Annotated in this window: 13 protein-coding genes; all 13 read right to left on the bottom strand. The window is 41.6% G+C overall.

Annotated features, from left to right (window positions below):
* Positions 1 to 8 precede the first annotated feature (8 nt).
* Positions 9 to 1,493 (bottom strand): NCS1 family transporter, encoded by a 1,485-nt coding sequence (locus tag N0M92_RS20795; protein ID WP_260287620.1) that lies wholly within the window; start codon positions 1,491 to 1,493, stop codon positions 9 to 11.
* A gap of 42 nt (positions 1,494 to 1,535) precedes the next feature.
* On the bottom strand, positions 1,536 to 2,954 hold the full coding sequence (hydA, locus tag N0M92_RS20790) for a dihydropyrimidinase (protein ID WP_260287619.1): 1,419 nt from the start codon (positions 2,952 to 2,954) through the stop codon (positions 1,536 to 1,538).
* A gap of 14 nt (positions 2,955 to 2,968) precedes the next feature.
* Positions 2,969 to 4,255, bottom strand: a complete 1,287-nt coding sequence (preA, locus tag N0M92_RS20785; RefSeq protein ID WP_098371750.1) for an NAD-dependent dihydropyrimidine dehydrogenase subunit PreA — start codon at positions 4,253 to 4,255, stop codon at positions 2,969 to 2,971.
* Positions 4,256 to 4,281: 26 nt separating this feature from the next.
* On the bottom strand, positions 4,282 to 5,640 hold the full coding sequence (locus N0M92_RS20780; protein ID WP_397443892.1) for an NAD(P)-dependent oxidoreductase: 1,359 nt from the start codon (positions 5,638 to 5,640) through the stop codon (positions 4,282 to 4,284).
* Positions 5,641 to 6,346: 706 nt separating this feature from the next.
* A complete protein-coding gene (gene hflX / locus N0M92_RS20775; protein WP_260287616.1) occupies positions 6,347 to 7,612 on the bottom strand; it encodes a GTPase HflX in 1,266 nt (421 codons plus the stop codon).
* 270 nt (positions 7,613 to 7,882) lie between these two features.
* Positions 7,883 to 10,006, bottom strand: a complete 2,124-nt coding sequence (locus N0M92_RS20770) for a heavy metal translocating P-type ATPase (protein WP_260287615.1) — start codon at positions 10,004 to 10,006, stop codon at positions 7,883 to 7,885.
* On the bottom strand, positions 9,999 to 10,370 hold the full coding sequence (locus tag N0M92_RS20765) for an ArsR/SmtB family transcription factor (protein ID WP_192207476.1): 372 nt from the start codon (positions 10,368 to 10,370) through the stop codon (positions 9,999 to 10,001). The genes N0M92_RS20770 and N0M92_RS20765 overlap by 8 nt, the downstream gene beginning before the upstream one ends.
* 536 nt (positions 10,371 to 10,906) lie before the next feature.
* Positions 10,907 to 11,107: a cold-shock protein gene (locus N0M92_RS20760; protein ID WP_034304915.1), complete on the bottom strand. Its 201-nt coding sequence runs from the start codon at positions 11,105 to 11,107 to the stop codon at positions 10,907 to 10,909.
* Between the two features lie 599 nt (positions 11,108 to 11,706).
* Complete coding sequence (locus N0M92_RS20755) at positions 11,707 to 13,401, bottom strand: methyl-accepting chemotaxis protein (RefSeq protein WP_260287612.1); 1,695 nt, start codon at positions 13,399 to 13,401, stop codon at positions 11,707 to 11,709.
* Between the two features lie 13 nt (positions 13,402 to 13,414).
* Positions 13,415 to 14,584 carry an ATP-grasp domain-containing protein gene (locus N0M92_RS20750; protein WP_260287611.1) on the bottom strand — a complete coding sequence of 390 codons (1,170 nt, stop codon included), beginning with the start codon at positions 14,582 to 14,584 and terminating at the stop codon, positions 13,415 to 13,417.
* A 186-nt stretch (positions 14,585 to 14,770) separates the two neighbouring features.
* Complete coding sequence (locus N0M92_RS20745) at positions 14,771 to 15,496, bottom strand: class A sortase (RefSeq protein ID WP_260287610.1); 726 nt, start codon at positions 15,494 to 15,496, stop codon at positions 14,771 to 14,773.
* 124 nt (positions 15,497 to 15,620) lie between these two features.
* A complete protein-coding gene (locus N0M92_RS20740) occupies positions 15,621 to 16,697 on the bottom strand; it encodes a DUF916 and DUF3324 domain-containing protein (RefSeq protein ID WP_260287609.1) in 1,077 nt (358 codons plus the stop codon).
* Positions 16,698 to 16,863: 166 nt separating this feature from the next.
* On the bottom strand, positions 16,864 to 20,079 hold the full coding sequence (locus tag N0M92_RS20735; RefSeq protein ID WP_260287608.1) for a pectate lyase-like adhesive domain-containing protein: 3,216 nt from the start codon (positions 20,077 to 20,079) through the stop codon (positions 16,864 to 16,866).
* Between the last annotated feature and the right edge of the window lie 140 nt (positions 20,080 to 20,219).

Raw genomic sequence — 20,219 nt, 5'->3', positions numbered from 1 at the left:
CCCCCTTTTCATACGTTCTCCTTGCCCGTTGTAGCCGGAAAAACCATCTCTTCCTCAAGTTCTGTACCTTTTTCGATTTTCCAATCCCTGCCAACGGAAATCCCTAAATATTTCTCATCGCTGGGATCCATGATTTCAGCTTGTTCATATCGCTTGAACCACCAATACTTAGCTAATATATAATAACTTGCACCGCCGAGAAATAAGCCAATAATAAACGAATAATTTGAAAAAATCGTCGCCCCTATTCCTCCAATCACCCAAGAAATGATTCCTGCCCAATTCACTCCATTCAAGTATTTATACTGACCTTCACTCTCATAAAGTTCTTTTACATTCACTCTCCGTTTACGGAGGAAATAGTAATCCGCTACAAGGATGCCGACAATGGATGCCAGGATTCCACCTATTATTAATAAAACTTCTATTATGATGCCGAACAGGCTCCATGGCTGAACTACTATCCCAATAACTCCCGCCACAACGACTCCCGCCCAGAATGGCATTTTAGGACCCATGACATTGGAGAAAATGGTAGCCGCGGGAATGACATTGGCCGTAGTATTCGTCGACCATTGAGCGAATACGATCATGATTAAAAGGACGCCGAGAGCAATTCCACTTGCTGATCCCTGTACGGCAACTACAGGATCATAATTGGAAACGGCCATATAAGAAACCGCTCCGATAATGACCATGAACGTCTGCGTGATGGGATAGGTGATAATATTCCCAATTATTTGCCCCTTATTGCGCTTGAACCAATTTTTTTCATTTTTTGGTGCCTTAATATAGCGGGAAAGTGTGGGCATATCTGCAGTCAATGTGCCCCAAAACCCCATATTAGCCATGATGACGACCACGAAGGCAGTGGCGGCAGCCCCGCCAGTGACCGGACTTTCAATCCAGGACCATACATCTCTCCCTTTGGCCACAGCCTGATCGGATAGAGTGAAATACATCCAGCCAGAAATTAAAATGATAACGGGCGCCGCCAAGTCGGCGAATCGTTCTATCGACTTTATTCCCATTGCCGTGTTGACCAATTGTAATACGGCAAAAATGAGAAAGCATATAAACCAATTATCAAAGTCAAAAAGGGTTGTGAAGATAGCGTTCATTGCAGTGGCTCCAAAGTAAGTATTGAGGCCGAACCAGCATGACGCTACAAAACCCCGTACAACCGAAGGGATGTGGGTGCCAATCGTACCGAACGGCGCCCTCATATAGACTGGGAATGATATTCCATGTTCAACACCAATATCCCCTGTCATTGTCATCAAAAAGCCGAGAACCACACAGGCAATGACCGTTGCAAGAACGACCCAGCCTAAGGATAAACTTTGAACACCGTTCCCACCGATTGCGAAGGCGGCCAATACTACAGCCATGCCCACCCAAATGAAACCAAATCCGGCTGCACTTATATTTTTCTCACTATGAGGTATAGGCAGCAAATCGGGAGACTTTAAATAATCCTTCTTCTCACTCATAGAAAATCCCCCTAAATTAATTTGCAAGTTTCCTTACCGAAGTTAGACTGGAAGCTTTTTCCCGGTATCCGGCTTCAGCGCCGCATTATATTTTGCCCGTTTCAGGAATTGCCCTTTTCCAGCTTCGCCTACAAATTGTTTGTCTTTAATGACGAATTGACCTCTCGATAAAACGGAAACCGGTTCACCTGTAATTTCCATACCTTCGAACGCATTATAATCCACAGCCATATGATGGGTATCAGCAGAAATGGCCCTTTCAACTTTAGGGTCAAAAATGACAATATCAGCATCCGAACCTACTGCAATCGTCCCTTTCTGAGGGAATAACCCAAATAGTTTAGCAGCACGCGTGGAGGTCATGTCGACGAATTGATTCAAGGTAATACGCTCTTTCATGACCCCTTCAGAGAAGAGGATGCTCATGCGGTCCTCAATCGTTGGGCCACCGTTCGGTATTTTCGTGAAATCTTCACGCCCAAGTTCCTTCTGTCCCTTAAAATCAAAAGAGCATTGATCGGAGCCGATGGTTTGCAGCTGTCCCGTTTTCAAAGCATTCCATAGCACTTCCTGGTTTTTCTTCTCCCTTAACGGCGGGGACCATACGTACTTAGATCCTTCGAAATGGGGCTTTTCAAGATAAGACTGGTCAAGAACCAAATATTGCGGACAAGTCTCTCCCCAAATATCCACCCCTTTATTTCTTGCCTCAGTGATCTTTTCAACCGCATCTTCACAGGTGACATGAACCACATAAAGCTGACCATTTGCCATTTCCGTCAGTTTAGCTGCACGTCCAGTTGCTTCCCCTTCAAGTTCCGGTGGCCTTGTCAATGCATGGTAAATTGGATCGGTGTTACCTTCAGCAAGCGCCTGCTTTGTAAGATAATCGATGACATCACCATTTTCAGCGTGAACCATGACAAGTGCGCCAAGTTCCTTTGCTTGCAACAAAGTGCGGTATAGCGTGGCATCATCAGCTTGAAAAACATTCTTGTAAGCCATGAACACTTTAAAGGAAGAAATCCCTTCATTATCGATGATACTTGGCAGCTCAGCCAATACATCATCATTAATCTCACTGATCATTAAATGAAATCCATAATCTATGGCCGCTTTTTCATTGGCCTTTTCATGCCATGTTTCAATTGCTTTTTTTAACGGCTCCCCTTTTTCGGTCAGACAAAAGTCGATGATCGTCGTCGTGCCCCCATATGCAGCAGCTATCGTCCCCGTTTCATAATCATCCTTCGTCGTTGTCCCTCCGAACGGCATATCGAGATGGGTATGCGGATCAATGCCCCCCGGAAAAATATATGCCCCTCTTGCATCAATGATTTCAGCCCCTTCAGCAGGCAGGTCCTTGCCAATCATTGCAATCTTCTCATTTTCAATCAATATATCCGCCTGATACGTATCTGCAGCGGTTGCAATCGTTCCATTTTTAATGATTTTCTTCATCTTCAATCCCTCCATCATTTTACGAAATCAACACTTTCACTGCTTATGCCCCCAAGGAAAGACTGGCGTTCATTCCATGTCATTGGAGGTAATTCATTTGTCAATTCGATCATATCGATCGCCCCATCGACAGGACAGACGATCGAGCAAAGGTTACAGCCTACACAATCCTCTTCGCGCACTCTCAAGAAGGAGCTGCCTGACGTGTCCTTTAACATATCTATACATTGATGAGATGTATCTTCACACGCAATATGGCATTTATTGCAGTTGATGCACACATCATTATTAATGCGCGCAACAACCTTGTAATTGAGGTCTAAATTCCCCCAGTCGGAATAACGCGGTACGGACTTACCGACAATATCCATCACGGAAGAGATCCCTTTTTCATCAAGGTAATTGGACAGGCCATCAATCAAGTCTTCTACTATTCTAAAACCGTGATGCATGGCAGCCGTACAAATTTGAACTCCAGTCGAACCCATCAATAGAAATTCCACCGTATCCTGCCAATTTGAAATGCCGCCTATTCCGGAAATGGGAACATTGATCATTTTATTCCTTGCACACTCAGCCACCATATTCAAGGCAATCGGCTTCACGGCCGGACCGCAATACCCTCCGTGAGCCCCCTTGCCGCCTACATGAGGAATCGTATTCCATGAATGGATGTCCACTCCCGCCAAGCTGTTGATCGTATTGATCATGCTTATTGCATCCGCACCGCCGCGCACCGCCGCTTCAGCCGTAACCGTAATGTCAGTTATATTGGGTGTAAGCTTGACGATGACAGGTTTGGATGCAGCTTCCTTCGCCCAGTATGTTTGCTTTTCCACAAGTTCGGGAACCTGTCCCGAAGCAGCTCCCATCCCACGCTCAGCCATACCGTGCGGGCAACCAAAGTTCAACTCGTAACCATCGACCCCTACATCTTCTATACGTTTGATGATTTCATGCCACTTTTCCTGTTGTGGCTCCACCATCACCGATGCAATGATTGCATGATCAGGGAATCTCTTCTTCGTTTCATATATTTCTTTCAGATTCACTTCAAGAGGTCGATCCGTAATCAATTCTATATTGTTGAACCCGGCAACTCTCTGTCCATTAAAGCTGACCGCTGCAAAACGCGATGAAACATTCAGGATGGGATCACCCAACGTCTTCCAAACAGCTCCACCCCAGCCAGCTTCAAATGCGCGCTGGACTTGATAACCCGAATTAGTAGGTGGTGCTGAAGCAAGCCAAAAAGGATTGGGAGATTTAATACCTGCAAGATCAATTGATAAATCAGCCATGATAAGCCTCCTAATTTTTATAGTTATTAAGCAATGTCCACCGCTTCGCCCATCAAAATCGAGTCAATTTCATAGGCTGTCTTCTTCCCCTGCTGGGCAGCTGAAACAACCATTGCCTCACCTTGTCCTTTTCCGAAGATCACGTCACCGCACGCAAAGATCTTTTCATTGGATGTCCTGTAGGAATCACCCTCCAATGTTACGACCCCATCATCATGTTGAATGCCGAACTGTTCAATCAATCCTACATACCTGGATTGGCCTATGGCACGAATGACTCCATCGACCGGTATGACGAACTCTGATCCGGAAATTTGGACTGGACGGCGCCGGCCATCTTCCCCCGCCTCGCTAAGCACCATCTTCACGCACTCGATGCCCGTAACCTGACCGCTTTCATCCGAGAGTATCCTGGAGGGGGCAGTCAGCCAGTGAAAACCGACACCTTCTTGTTTGGCAAACTCATATTCAAAATCATAGGCTGTCATTTCCTTTTGTGTACGACGATAAATAATGCTCACCTGTTCGGCGCCCAGGCGTACAGAACAGGTTGCGGCATCGATCGCCGTGTTTCCAGCCCCTATTACCGCCATCTTCTTCCCAATGAATTTATCAGTGATTGCCCCTGTTTTCGTTGCTTTTACGAAATCGATTGCATCATAAACGTCAGCCAAGTCCTCCCCTTCAATTCCAAGCTTAGGAACATCGGACATGCCAATCGCTAAAATGACCGCATCAAAGTCGGCAGTCAGCTGATTTGCGGAAACATCCACCCCGACCCGAGTATTCGTTTTAATATCAACATCCAAACTCTTTACTTGTTCAACTTCCCAATAAGAAATGCTCTGAGGTAAACGGAACGATACAATTCCGTAAGTATTTAATCCGCCTGAATTCTTTTCAGCTTCGAAAATGGTTACGCTGTAGCCAAGCAAGGCTAGCTCCCTTGCTGCAGACAAACCCGCCGGACCGCTTCCAACAATGGCAACTTTTTTGCCATTCTTCTTTCCGGTCTTGAATAGGGCTTGTTTATTTTGGATGGCCCAATCTGTGGAATAACGCTGGAGATTGCCAATCATGATTGGCTTTGTAGAATGGTTCAGGACACATGCCCCCTCACATAGCTCCTCAGTCGGACATACCCGCGCACAGCTGGCACCGACAGGATTGGCTGTCATGATGGTCTTGGCCGATCCTTTAAAATTACCTGAAGCTATCTTCTTAATAAAACCTGGAATATCTATTCCAGTCGGACAGGCTTGGATGCATGGGGCATCATAGCAGTATAAACATCGATTCGATTCTTCCAAAGCTTCCCTTGGGGATAACCCCCTCTCCGCTTCCTGAAAGTTAATCTCCAGATCACCTTTTAACGGGCTCGTCATACTCATTCACTATTTCTCCTTCCAAACATTTATTTTGAAAAATAAAAAGGGAGGAATTGCATGCGTTTCTCTCTACTGTCCTAATATTCAAACGATTGAAAGCATTGCCAACATGGTTTTCATCATTATTCAACTAACAGTCATGGCGATTTCCCATCCAAATTCTCTCGTTTTGTTTAATATTTTCTATCATTCTCTCACTGGTCACGCCTCGGTCCCTGCTTCCTTCTAACACAAAAGACCCCCCTACTAATCTTAAAAACTCAAATCCTGATGATAAATCAGAGAATTGAGTATTCTTTATTTTATAATGTTAAAAAGTAAGTTACATTATACAAAGTGTAAAGTATTTCCATGTGCTAGCTATGCAATATGTAATAATCATGTTATATTTCCTAACAATAAGCGATAAACATCGTCATTTTTCTACATTCAAACATGCTTTTCATCATAATTATTGATATTCTTCGGAAGGTTTGTACTGAATACCTAATTATCAACACTTTGTCCACATAAAAAAAAGCCCGGAAACTAAAATCTTGGTTTCCTGGGCCTTTTCACCTTTATCCACAACTTATTCACATATTATGTGGTGTTATTCTCTTTGTTTGTGCAGAACGGAGGCATTTCACCAAAAGTTATCCACATTAGAGAATCGACTTTTCCACTTATCAACAAACCGTTAACATTTTATCAACAGGCAGGTTCATTCCGGATGAATAACGTACCGTTTATATTTCTCATAATCCGTTTTCTTGCACTCAAGCTTTATTCGATATCCGGTTGCCTCATATTCTGTTTCGGTTATGTGACCATTTTCATTGAAATAAGAAACCAGCTGTCCTTGATCAAATGGAATCAGCATTTCACAGTGAGTATAGTCGACAAAAATATGCTTGCGAATTTGATCTATCAATTCCTCGATGCCAACTTTGTTTTTTGCCGACATATACACAGAGCCACGATTCACCTGAGGGATACCCAATTCGGTAAGGTCGGCTTTATTATAAGCAAAAATCGTTGGAATCCCTTTAATGCCTATCTCGTTTAAAGTTTTATCCGTTATCTCAATTTGATGCTCATGATCAGGATTAGAAAAATCGACAACATGGATCAATAGGTCCGCTTCTACCACTTCTTCCAATGTGGAGCGGAATGCTTTCACGAGATGATGGGGCAATTTGGACACAAACCCCACCGTATCCGTCAATAAAAATTCCTTTTTATCCGGAAGCGGGATGTTTCGGACGGATGTCTCAAGCGTTGCGAACAGCATATCCTTCTCAAACACCTGCTTCTCGGCTGTTGGATGGAACATCTCAATCAGGGCATTCATGATCGAAGATTTACCTGCATTGGTATAACCGACTAAGGATACGACAGGGATGGCATTCTTTTTCCGCTGTTTCCTCTGTGTTTGCCGGTGTGCAACAAGGGCTTCCAGTTCTTTATTCAATACACTTATATTTTCCTCGATTCTCCTGCGGTCAAGCTCTAACTGCTTTTCACCTGCACCTTTGTTTGTACCGACCCCACCACTCTGACGCCCTAATGACTCCCTCAAACCAACGAGACGCGGGAGCATATACTGAAGCTTCGCCACTTCTACCTGAAGCTGTGCTTCCTTCGTTTTCGCCCGAAGCGCGAAGATGTCCAGAATCAAGATTGTCCGGTCGATCACCTTGCAATCCATGTCCCTCTCCAGATTACGAAGTTGCGAAGGGGAGAGCTGATCATTAAAAATGACGACATTCGCTTCTTTATGCTCAACGAGATTTTTCACTTCCTCGATCTTCCCGGTACCGATAAAATGTGACGAGTTCACCCGATGCAAATTTTGTGTGATGGTCGCTGCAACCTCTACCTCACATGCTTCCGTTAAATTGGCCAATTCCTCCATTGAATACTCAAAATCCTTTTGACCGTTGAGATTAACTCCAACCAAGATTGCCCTCTGCTGTAATTCCATCATTTCAAATCCCTTCCGTACATACCTTACTCCCTATATTGCTTAAACAAACCTAATACTGCCTAAAAGCCAGCCACATTGTAGCACACCAGACATTACTTGCATAACGTTCGCTGCACAAGTTTATCGGACTTCCTTTTACTATAAAAGAAAATTCACCAAAAAAATAACCGGACCGATCACTTTTTTCAAGTTTCACATGAAACAATTGGAAAGCCCATAAATAAAAGCTCCCTGGTTCACCTTAAGATGCACCAGGGAGCCCATATTACTCTATTCCTTTATTCTCAATAACCTAAGACTATTCAATGTAACTAATAACGTCGCACCCATGTCGGCAAAGACCGCCATCCAAAGTGTTAACCAGCCCGGCGCTATCAATAATAAGGCCAGGATTTTAATCACCAATGAAAATGTGATGTTCTGCTTAATGATTTTTAATGTTTTACGGCTTAAGCTGATTGTATAAGGCAGCTTCGATAAGTCATCACCCATTAAGGCAATATCGGCCGTTTCAAGGGCCGTATCTGTACCCGCCCCGCCCATTGCGATTCCTACCGTGGAAGCTGCCAAGGCCGGAGCATCATTAACACCATCGCCTACCATGGCCACTCGATCATATTTTTGTTTCCATCGTTTGATGATGGTCAATTTATCTTGTGGCAATAGCTCCGCCTCAATCTCATGAACGCCAGCCGCCGCCCCGATAGCTTTAGCTGTTCCGATATTATCCCCGGTCAGCATGATCGTTTTTTCAATGCCCAATGCATGCAGTTTCCGAATTGCTTCCTTACTGCTTTCCCTTATTTCATCAGACACCGCGATGAGCGCCAAGATCTTCACTTGATCGCCGAGCACCATCACCGTTTTCCCTGTATTTTGAAAGCCGCTGATTAATTTAAGCACATCATCAGAGAAGCCTAAACCTGCCTCTTCTTCAAAAAGGTGGGGTTTACCAATGTAATAGATTCCTTGATTGATTTTCCCCTTTATACCTTTACCGGTAATTGCAGTAAAATCCTCTACCAATAAAGAATGATAGTCCACATCGTGGTCTTCCGCCTTTTGGAGAATGGCCGTGGCAAGCGGGTGCTGTGATCTGCTTTCTAAAGCAGCAGCGATAGCCAGCACATCCTGTTCATTCAACTCAGCAGATAACACTGTGAAATCAGTCACTTCAGGTATGCCCTTTGTTAAAGTACCCGTTTTGTCAAACGCAATCGCCTTTAAGGCTCCCGCTTCCTCCAAATGGACCCCGCCTTTAATCAGCACACCATGTTTCGCAGCATTTCCGATAGCTGTCACAATGGCGATGGGCGTAGAAATGACCAAAGCACACGGACAACCGACAACAAGTACAGCTAGCCCCCGGTAAATCCATTCACTCCAATCCCCGCTCATCACAATCGGGGGCAACACGGCAATGGCCAAGGCAATGAGCATTATGGCCGGCGTATAGAATTTTGCGAATTTATCCACGAAGGCTTGGGAAGGTGCCTTTTCAGCCTGTGCTTCTTCAACCAGGTGGATGATTTTTGCAATCGTCGTATCCTCGACTCGCTTCGTGACCTCCACTTCGAGCAACCCTTCACCATTTAAGGTTCCGGCAAACACTTCACCCTCAACCGTTTTAAAAACCGGCTCGGATTCCCCAGTAATGGCTGCTTGATTAAGTGTCGAGGCACCTTTCATGATCCTGCCATCCATGGCAAGCTTTTGACCCGGTTTAACGATCATGATGTCGCCCACTTCAATCTCATCAACAGCAACCATCATTTCGTGATGCCCCCTACGGATCAAGGCTTCTTTAGGTGCGATGTTCATTAATGATTCTATCGAATTACGGGCTTTATCCATCGAATATTTTTCCAGTGCTTCACTTATCGCAAAGAGGATGACGACAGTCGCCCCTTCGCCCCATTCACCAAGCACGGCCGCCCCGATGATGGCAACCGTCATAAGGGTGTGCATATCAAAGCGAAGCCTGACAAGATTCTTCAATCCATTGATAAATAATGAATATCCCCCAACTATGATTGCAGCCGCATAACCGATTACCGGCACGATGCTTCCATCAGCATATCGATTATCCAAAATCCAGCTGATCAGCAAAAGGATAACCGAGAACACCACTTTTATATTTTCTTTTTGCTTCCAAAATGGTTCCTTTTGTTTCACCTGTTCCTGTTCACCGCGGATTCTCAGGTTATCAAAAGAACCCGCCTTTTCAATCTCTTCGATAGTCGCACTGCCCTGTACAGAAATCTTCGAGGCACCAAAGTTGATTTTGGCATCCTCCACACCTTCTAGTTCACGGACATTGTTCTCAAATTTAGCTGCACAATTCGTGCAAGATAGACCTTGGATACGATATGTTTTTAATGTGGACTCAGCCATCGACCCTTACCTCCTGCTGATGTTCTAATGCAATGAGAATTAACTGCCTTATATGGTGATCATCCAAAGAATAAAAAGCCAACTTTCCTTCTTTTCGGTATTTTACGATTGCGTGTTTATAAAGCGTACGAAGATGATGGGACGTAGTCGCCATCGAAGCACCAATGATATTGGCCAGATCGCACACACACAATTCCTCGTCCTTACAGAGCGCATAAGCTATCTTTGCCCTATTCTCATCGCCTATAACCTTAAACAGCTTTGACATGCTGGATAAATTCACCTGGTTCATTTCCTCTTGAATGCGATTAACCTTCACTTCATCATGCAGGTGGACATCACATATATCTTTCAGTTCCGTCATCTTCTCACACCTTTCATTCAAATCTGTGTTTGATTATAATATAACATAATTACCTGAATATTCAAATCAATATTTGAATGTACAAGAGCCTTTTCTCCTTCCTCAAAAGCGGCTTAGTGAAAGCACCTATATGTCTTTATATGTGGGCCATCGTTTTTTGTTTCACTTCTCAACTGCTCCCCTGGAATTTTGCTGAACACAAAGTGCAGGCTGTCCTCTTTTCAGGGCCTCCATGAATCTCCTGAACCGAAACCCATATTCTTCAGGCGAAAAAAAAGAAGGGACATAAATCCCTTCGCGCCCCTTCAATCCAATGATTTTAATAATTTCCTATTGATGCCTTGATAAGTATAATATATTTAATTTAGTATTTTTTAGAAAAACTATGATATACTTAGTCAAACCTTTTTAAGCGTTTTACTTTACTTGTACCATTTACCCTGCTCATCGTTGAGCAGGGTTTTTTGTCATGTATTTTCACAAAACAAAAAAAGACGAACCCTTTAACAAGGATCCGTCTTTTTTTGTTATTGAAATTATGCTTTTTGAACGTTAGAAGCTTGAGGTCCGCGTTGACCTTGTTCTACTTCAAAAGTAACTTCTTGACCTTCGTCTAAAGATTTGAAACCTTCGCTTTGGATAGCTGAGAAATGTACGAATACGTCGTCTCCGTTTTCGCGTTCGATGAATCCAAAACCTTTTTCTGCGTTAAACCATTTTACTTTACCTTGTTCCATTGTTGTTGCCTCCTAGTGCATCTAAGCACAATGTATTACTATCCTTGCTCTAAGTCATCATCGAAAACGAAAAGTAGTACTTTTAGTATCCTTAGTACCGAACAAAAATAATTAAGACTAAGCATAACATTAAATGGTAGCGATTGCAAATAGTTTGGGGAAACTTTTTTCCAGAATTTTTAATACTCTTTAAATTCATTCATTTATAATCAAGCATTAACCAATGGGCTCTATCTATTCAGGTAATGGCTTCATGACCTGCCACACGTATTCCATCCAAACAAAAACCTCTCGTTTACAAAGTTAAAGAGGTATCAAACTGTAGACAAACTTGATGTTATTTATCATTTGCCTACATTTTTTTGAGGAGGTGTAAAGCGGAACGTTGTTTTACCCTCCAGGTGCTCGCTTTCCGCGGGCGGTCCGGAAGCCTCCTCGGGTCTCTTAGCGCCTGCGGGGTCTCCCTTGGGCCTGCTTTTCCCGAAGGAGTCTCGTACACCCGCTCCAATCAATTATGTTTAAAAATTCAGATGGAACCCTTTTGTCTACAAAAACCTCCCGAAAGTAAGAGAGGTTTTTGTAAATGTTCACATCAAATATTATTTTTCGGTAATGAACTTTTCTACCATTTCTTCTAAAATGGCCGATTCTTTTGCTAAATCTTCATTTTGTTCCTTCAATCCAGTCATTATGGTGTTTTGTTGAATGGCAGCTGCCGAGATTTGCTCCGTCGTTGCGACTCCTTCTTCTGAAATCGCCGCAATTTCCTGAATGGATGCCAGGCTTTCATCCGAAGACTCATTGATTTTTTTCGAATGGACGGCTAATCGTTCCGTGCCTTTCAGCAATTTCTCTACAGATTCAAATATCTTATTGAAAATCTCGCCATTGTTTTCCACTAAGGAAACACCATTTACTATATCCTGAAAACTTTCATCATTATTTTGGATGACTTTGGCTGTTTGTTCATTAATCCGCATGATGGACTCTGAAATGATATCGATGGATTCATCTGTTTGCACAGCCAATTTTTGCACCTCTTGAGCCACTACGGCAAAACCTCTGCCGGCATCACCCGCTCGTGCCGCTTCAATGGAAGCATTCAGGGATAGCAGGTTCGTTTGAGAAGCAATCACCCTTATTAAGCCAATCACTTCATTTATCTTCACTACATCCTCTTCCAGGCTCACCAAATTGGCTTTAGTCGCTTGGCCGTTTTCCATGATCTTATTCATCTGGCTCGTTACATCTTGCACTTGTTTACTTCCTTGTTCAGCAAGTGTATTCGTATGCAAGGTAAATTCATTCATTTCATTCGTTTGTTCATTCATTAAACGGATTGTATCCGTTAAGTCACTGATCATATTGGAAATTCGGTCAATATGATGGGCACGTTCTTCTGAAGCTTTTGCTTCTTCCGTTGTCCCCGTCACTATCTGGCCATAGGATTCCACCATCTCTTCAAATGATTGCTGAATGGACACTGTCGTTTGATTCATCGTTTGAGCGTGTTCACGGACATTCTTGATAATATAGGCCAAACTTAATCTCATATCTTCGAATCCATTTGAAAGATCGCCAATCTCATCCTGTCTACCAACGGGAATCGATTTACTTAAGTCCCCTTTTGCCATTTCATTCGTGTAACCAACAAGTTCATTGACGGGTCCCGAGATCTTTTTCCCGATGACAACGGCGCATAACACACCTAATATAATGGCACTTGCAAGAAATAAGATATTATAGAATATCATTGTGCTTTTCAATTCATCGATGAATTTTGCATCCATATCGATTCCGACAATCGCGTCCGTCCCTTTGATTGGCGTAAAGTACGATTTGTGTGTACCCCACTTATCTTTATATATTTCACTTAATACGTCTTCGTCTCCATTTATCGATTTTGCCTGTTCCGGCGTGAAAGGGGACTCCACCATGTAGTCCTCGCTGCCGTTCAAGGCTGCAATCATGTCGGCATCATTCTCCCGCTTCAGCACATAAACATATTCAATTCCCTTTTTATCTTCAACAAAGGCATCTAGTTTCCGCCTAATCTCTTCGCCCCGTTCGGAAGCTTTGTTTATCAAAGTGGGATTGAGGCTCGCTGCTAAACTGTGGGCATTTTCAGAAAGGCGTTCATCGAATTGCGGAAGGACATTCTCATTGATCATTTTATTAGTAATATAGGAAAAGCAAAGGCCCATGGCCCCTGCGAAAAGTACGAAAGGAATAATATAAAACAAGAATAGTTTTGCCAGCAAAGATTTATTAGGATTAAGCTTTGAAAATCTCATTTCGATGCCCCCCTTAGATGAAAACCAGGTGTTTTATAGTCAAATATGGTATTAAGTCCAAATGGAGCAATTGGAGATTTTCATTCAAATCCTCACTTCTATAAAAGATGATTGCCATGCTCCGGTCATTTTGAAAAGGAAGCTGCCTATATTCCATAACATGTTCGAATTCATGACGCAGTCCATCATGATCCATACATGAAACATCCTCCGGATTTATTTCCAGTGGTACCTCTGCAAAGAAAAAGCTATATATATGATCGTCCATCTCTTCCAATATCCGATTCCAATCGGGTTTCGTTCCTGAAAAATAGTGTTCATACATATTCATTCCATAAGCATGGTAACCTAGATCCGTTGTACCCGCCCCAGCAAAACGCAGGGGATTGATTTCAATGGGTATCACCCGGTTTTCCTTTTTGCGAATTTCAAAGTGTACAGGGTAATTCCTAAGTGGAAGGACCGTTTGAATATTCTTCATGAACTTTAGTGCATCATGATAGATTTCGTTAATGGCCAACTTCGAAGTATAATAAATTCGATCGGAAGTATCGTAATCGTCCTTGAATAATCGTTTGAAGACATTCAAAATGACCGGTTCACCATCTTGATTGTAATAGCCATCAATGGCATACTCTTCACCCTGAATCCACTCTTCTATTAAAACGGTCTGGGAACCGACCACTTCTGAATCATATAATCCATCCGAATGAAGTAAATCCGCTTTAAGCTGATTCACGGCTATATCCCAATCCTGCCCATTCTTGACTTTGTGGACCCCTACACTCGAATAGCCAATATTGGGTTTAATCACTACCGGAAACGGTATTTGATTTTTATCCAGGTCACTTATTATGGATGAATCAATATCTTGGAAATAGAAATCAGGATATAAAGATTTCGTCAAATTTCGCACCTGACTCTTATCCTTCAATAACTTTGACCAAATGTACTCATTGCTATTCGGTTGAAAATGACCTAATAATGTTATGCCATTTTCAGAGTTTGTAAGAATTCTTTTGTCCTTTTCCATGGACATGAAAAATTCTGTATCCTTTTGAATGTTTAGCTTTTCTGATGTTAATGTGTCTCCCCATTGCCCCTGTTCCAGCACTGGAATTTGCTGTTCCTCCAACACCTTTAGAAGAATTGGCGACACAATGGACTCATTCAAAATAATCATTTTTTCCACCTAACTTATACTGTTTTTTGTATCTCCATATTTAATCGGTTAAAAGCGGTAAGTATTTAGCTTATATAGGTATTTATTATTATATTCATATCGAAAAGTAAAATTAAAATATGTCCTTTTACCCATCCGCTCTAGCTTGAAAATTATTTGAGGACAAAGGAAAAAGGCGAGATATCACTATCTCGCCCCATCTTTTCGTCTCTTTATGATTAACATGATGAACATCAGAACACACGGTAAGCCTACCACTAATAAAACCCAAAGGAAATAAGTGACACTTGAATGCAATGTCGGCTCTTTACCCATTCCGTATCCATACTTTCCCTCGAATTCAGCCTGATTGGAATTATCATTCGTATCGACTAATTCCGCTTTAACGATGACACGTTTGTCCGTATCGATCCCCGTAACATCACAAGTGATCAGAGTAAGTTCAGGTCTTCGTGTATCTGCAAGAACACTAACGTCCGTCTCATGGACAATCTTCTTTTCTTTCACCTTATAGGTGAATATTTTCCGTTTATCCGATATATGGATATATGCGCCTTTTTCAATCTTTAATAAAGGCCCAAACAACAGGCGGTCATCTCTCATATGATGCCCAGCCAGCACATAATTTCCTTTACCCATTACTTGACCGTTTTTAACTGTCGTGGCGCCTACAAGTAAATTTTGTGTATTCGTACCATGTAAGATCGGTAAAGATACTGTATCACCCTCAATTACTATTGCACCTATCACGTCTTCTCGTTTCACTGAAGAAATATTCGCTAATACCTTTAGAAAATCGGGAGCTTCTATACTTGCATTCTCAGGAAAAGGCTTTTTATTATCAATATTATCTTGGATTTCCTCTTCAGAAAAACTAGCTATATTGTACTTTGTGATTTCCTTTTTGATCATCGCTTCTTGTACCCAAGGGGATAGAACCAACAAAAATCCTATTAATAAAAGAAAAAAGAATGAAATGGTTGTTAAAACATCACATATTATAACTTTCTTTTTTTTTAGCATCTCAAATTTGGAATCATATAACATCATTCGATCTATTGGCTATTTGTTCTTTATTCTCATCATTCTCTTTTTTCTTTCTTCGCATAAAAATAACACATAATATTAAGGCTAATAATATGACGATGCCCCCTATTATTACATAAAGCCACGTATAATCCTTTTGAATGGACACATCACTATCATTAAGCTTCTTTGCTAGACCCCCATCAATCTTAAAATTACGCTTCCAATGCCATTCTTCTCCCATGGAGGCAGCGGTCATTTCCAATGTATATTCACCTGCCTGAAGCCTTTCACCATGCAGTGAGATCGGATAATCAAAATTAGAGTTTGGGGCCATCTGCATGCCCTCTTTATTAGACTCGTACATGACTTGGCTATCTCCCTTTTTGGTCACTTTTGCTTTCACGGTCATTTGATTCATATACATGGGCATGATATTTTGGATATTAGCATTGATTACGTTTCTTGCATTTATTTGATCTGGGAACACATCATTCAATTGAATTTCCGGTTTGATTTCATTTTCATTTTCCCTTAATAAAATGGCGACGACATAGGCAAACTCGTTTTCAATGGACAAACCTTTATTATTCTCATTCTCTTTTTGTTTATCACCAGTACCTTCAGTTTTCTCCTGAAGGATTATGCCACCAGCTAATACACCATCAAAATCTTCTTTTGGCATCACTACATCCATTTTTAATTTGTAGTTTCCTTTAGCTGGAATGTTAATTTCCTCTTCCGTCTTCACTATGTCTTCCATCTTGTACAGCAAACTCGAATCCGATTCTATATCATTCTCTCCATATTCAACTACACCATTAAGGTTTGTCGTTGCACTATGGATAAGCGGGTTTATTTTAACATCATTCTCTGTATCATTACGCAAGTTGATTTCCAGTACTTGTTTTTGTCCTGGCTTCATCATCAAATCAAAATATGTCTTTTTTTTATCCACTTGATTTTTTGGAATGACTGTCTCCACGGCAAAATTGAATTCCGCAGCCGAAGCCTTAAGGATAGAAAAAGTGAAAATGATGGATAGGCAACTTACTAGTAATAAAATGAAAATGGAATTCTTTTTCATATGACAGCACCTCCAAGTTGATGCGCGGCTTACTTTACAATGTATCTCTTCATTTATTATACAAACACCAACTTGTAACACCATTTGCAGGGGCATCTGTTAGCAGTATTATTAAAATATCAAGTAGGTTAATTTGATAAGGTTCTTTGACTATCTTCATCCATTTTCATTCATTTGCTGGAGTATCTTCCAATGACCATTTAATCTTTGCCTCATATTCCCCGACTCTAGCTTCTCCAGCCTTCGCCTCGACAAACAAGCCGTTTTTTGTGTCTCCGTACCATAAGTCATTTATATATAGTGGTTCATCGTCGGTACTAAGATGTTCATAAATTAGCGATCCTGTATTTGAAAGAACTGTGTCACTACCATTATTTGAATAAACCAGAGTTAACGTACTATCATAAGCAGAGTTGTAAAGTTCATCCACTAAGGCTGCTTTCAGCTTCCAAGTGGATTTATGTTTCCGATCATCCTGTACACCAAGTTTCTGATTCATCGATTCAATTTGATAGCGTTTAGATTGTGGAGATATTTGAACATCACTACCAAATGATAAAGAGTCAGGGGCAAGCAATGTTAAACTTCCTGAGTATTCCGCCACTGTAAATAAAGGACCTGCTTTAAAAATGGCATCATGGTATTCAATAGATACAGTCGGGTTTACATTCCCCATACTATTGTTCGTTATTGGAACATCGGATAACCCTGTAATTTCACCGGTATTATCATTCAGTAATATTTGTACAGTTTGGCCTACAGCCAATGGTGTTGGTAAATCAATGGTCCATGTTCCATTTTCCGCTACTGTCGTTTTAATTAGATTCCCTTCAGCATCCTTTAACGAATCCCCATCCATTTCAACAAGGACAGTTGCTCCCACCTCATCAGCAGTTCCAGTTATCTGATATGTTCCTTCTTCAATCTCTTGAAGTGATACCTCTGCCGGTGTTGGGGGGGTTACATCAAATACTGTCGTTTCGGATTGACCATCTTGTACCCAAGGCCCTCTTGTTGATACCCCAGACATCTTTTGGCCGCCCACATTAAAAATCGAATCCATATACTGCACATAGCCATTTGCATCCGTTTTTAAATCCCGATGAACTATACCATGTGTATCAGTGATATCAACACTGGCCTGATTCTCGGAAGCATATACATCCATATAACGAACGACACCGTTCTCATCCAGGCCATCATTATCAGGTGTTTCCCCGATTTTCACCCTTGCCTTAATGGTTAAATCAGCATCTGTCACTGGTTCAAACTCTAATATAGGTTTTGTATTCACTCCCGCAATTCGCCTATAGTACGTTGTATTGAAACCAGATTGTAATGCCGGTTCAGAGGAGACTACCGTTTGACGGCCGGCAGTACTAGAATGACGGCCGGTAGCAGTAAAGTTTTCGACTGCCGCATATGAAAAGTCGGATGGCCCCAAAACGTTACTGCCAGTTTTCCATAAATCGATATCGGATTCATTGATTTCAAAAGTATTCGCATATCCTGTTGCAGAGGTATTTGCCCCCAAACCAACCGCGGTATTATTTCCTATATTCCGCAAATCATATTGTTTCGGATTATCCAATGTGAAGCTATTTCCCCTATGGCTGGTAAGAGGTCCTAAATTAATTAATGGCGTTGAACTATTCCCAATAACATACAATTCCGCATCTGGAGCAACATGGAAGGAATTATTGCTTGAATAATATTCAACAACAGATCCAGAAGTTTGCTTGCTTGTTAAATTAACGTAAGCACCGCCTTTTACAGTAAATGAACCATTTCCATAATTGAATCTAACAGCATTTCCAGGCATGTTGATATCTAGCTTAGCGTTTTCCCCTACCGTGATATCTTTGTAATACAGATAGACTGCGGGGTAGGTTTTCCCTAATTTTTGAGACTGAGTTAGCTGAACAATACTTTCATCACCAATTGTAAATTCCCTGGATTCCCCAGTATCCCCTGATCTTGCAACGGACTCGTAATAAAATGTCGAAAAATCATAATAATTTACATTCCCGACGTACTTCGTGCCATTTTCCATTTTGAAGCTACCCAGATAGAAATTTTCGGCGCGTGTATCAATATTCATTTCTCCATAAACCGTTACTTCGGCATATTTAGCCCTAGCTAGTCTTTGTACGGAGGGCTCTGTAGTAATATTTCCAAATCGGTATTTCCATTTTCCTGTGTATGAGGCATAAAGCCTTGAGCCGACTATATCTTCCGAATGTCCACTTGCATAGTATTGTGCCAATACGATATCATGCATATGGAAGTTACCCATACCATTGGTTGGATTGCCTAAATAAATGGATGAGTCTCTAAAGGAAAGCCTATGTCCATTTCCGTTAATCTCCAAATCTCTGGTTACCTGGTAAGTCGATAATCCTAGAGTATCTCCAAGAGCACTTGGATTTTCAATATCTTTAGTTAAATTTATTTTAGACATGGAAGTGTTTTTCACCGCAGCTACAAAAGTACCCCAACTATCAACGTCTATTTCGTCAGCGGATAAAGCATCAGCCATAATATTGCCTTCAACACTATTGGAAGGATCCACTTCTGGAAGATCTTCTTCCTCTTTAGCTATAGCTTCATTATCCTGTTCCTTCTCTTGATCACTCTGATCAATTGATGCATCCCCTTGATCGGCATCTACATTTTCACCATCTGTTTTGTCGTTTTCCCCCACAACTTGTCTGGATTCTTCAGACTCTTCCTTTTCTCCCTCAACTTGGACCGATTTTCCAGGTTCTTCTTTCTCTCCAACAAATTGACTGGATTCTTCAGGCTCTTCCTTTATTTCTTGATCATCAGCCTTTGCCTCATCTTCCTTTATCGTTCCACCCTCTATATCTGGTACATCCTTTTCTATGGCCTCTATATTTATGCTGATCTCATTTGACTGGTTCCCATCAGATGTCGCAGCTACCACAAAATTCCCGGGATTTTGGGCCTGAAAGAATAAATGAACTTCATTTTCACCTATTTGTTGTTCACTATACGCTATAGTGACTTCTTTTTTAGCAGATTCATAATCCACCATGGGTGGACTACCATTAGTTTGTAATGATTGCTTTGTAGCATCTTGGTCATATGCCAACCCTTCAGGAACTTTTACTGAAATAATTCCAGCTTCTTCTATGGTCGAGTTCACTTCTAACCTCATTTGGTCACCTAGACTTACAGTACTTTGTTCCGATGATAGCCTTACAGTAGCTGCGGCGGCTGCGGATTTAAGATTGAAAAAACCATTTATATTCATTTGCTGCAGAATAATAACCAATATAATGCCCCAAACCCCTATATATGAATAATCCTTTAAAGCCCTTCTGGATCTCCGTTTATATGTTAGACGTCCCTTTCTCATACCTATGTTTCCACCTCTATTCCCATTGAAAAAGTGTTGTTCATGCTCTTCCGCTCAATAATATTCCAGTTTAATCTAGTGTAATATTCTACAAGTCATAAAATAGTGATACACCGTATTTAATTCATACGATGTATCAT

Source organism: Peribacillus aracenensis (genome assembly GCF_025175645.1).
Classification (GTDB): domain Bacteria; phylum Bacillota; class Bacilli; order Bacillales; family DSM-1321; genus Peribacillus; species Peribacillus aracenensis.
The sequence above is the reverse complement of the archived record's forward strand: the minus strand, read 5'-3'. Positions and strand labels throughout refer to the sequence as shown.

What these genes read in the sequence shown, in the direction of transcription:
- N0M92_RS20780 (WP_397443892.1), bottom strand. Translation starts at nt 5,640, where the DNA reads ATGACGAGCCCGTTAAAAGGTGATCTGGAGATTAACTTTCAGGAAGCG.
- N0M92_RS20795 (WP_260287620.1), bottom strand. Translation starts at nt 1,493, where the DNA reads ATGAGTGAGAAGAAGGATTATTTAAAGTCTCCCGATTTGCTGCCTATA.
- N0M92_RS20755 (WP_260287612.1), bottom strand. Translation starts at nt 13,401, where the DNA reads ATGAGATTTTCAAAGCTTAATCCTAATAAATCTTTGCTGGCAAAACTA.
- hflX (WP_260287616.1), bottom strand. Translation starts at nt 7,612, where the DNA reads ATGATGGAATTACAGCAGAGGGCAATCTTGGTTGGAGTTAATCTCAAC.
- N0M92_RS20745 (WP_260287610.1), bottom strand. Translation starts at nt 15,496, where the DNA reads ATGATCAAAAAGGAAATCACAAAGTACAATATAGCTAGTTTTTCTGAA.
- N0M92_RS20740 (WP_260287609.1), bottom strand. Translation starts at nt 16,697, where the DNA reads ATGAAAAAGAATTCCATTTTCATTTTATTACTAGTAAGTTGCCTATCC.
- N0M92_RS20735 (WP_260287608.1), bottom strand. Translation starts at nt 20,079, where the DNA reads ATGAGAAAGGGACGTCTAACATATAAACGGAGATCCAGAAGGGCTTTA.
- N0M92_RS20765 (WP_192207476.1), bottom strand. Translation starts at nt 10,370, where the DNA reads ATGACGGAACTGAAAGATATATGTGATGTCCACCTGCATGATGAAGTG.
- preA (WP_098371750.1), bottom strand. Translation starts at nt 4,255, where the DNA reads ATGGCTGATTTATCAATTGATCTTGCAGGTATTAAATCTCCCAATCCT.
- hydA (WP_260287619.1), bottom strand. Translation starts at nt 2,954, where the DNA reads ATGAAGAAAATCATTAAAAATGGAACGATTGCAACCGCTGCAGATACG.
- N0M92_RS20760 (WP_034304915.1), bottom strand. Translation starts at nt 11,107, where the DNA reads ATGGAACAAGGTAAAGTAAAATGGTTTAACGCAGAAAAAGGTTTTGGA.
- N0M92_RS20750 (WP_260287611.1), bottom strand. Translation starts at nt 14,584, where the DNA reads ATGATTATTTTGAATGAGTCCATTGTGTCGCCAATTCTTCTAAAGGTG.
- N0M92_RS20770 (WP_260287615.1), bottom strand. Translation starts at nt 10,006, where the DNA reads ATGGCTGAGTCCACATTAAAAACATATCGTATCCAAGGTCTATCTTGC.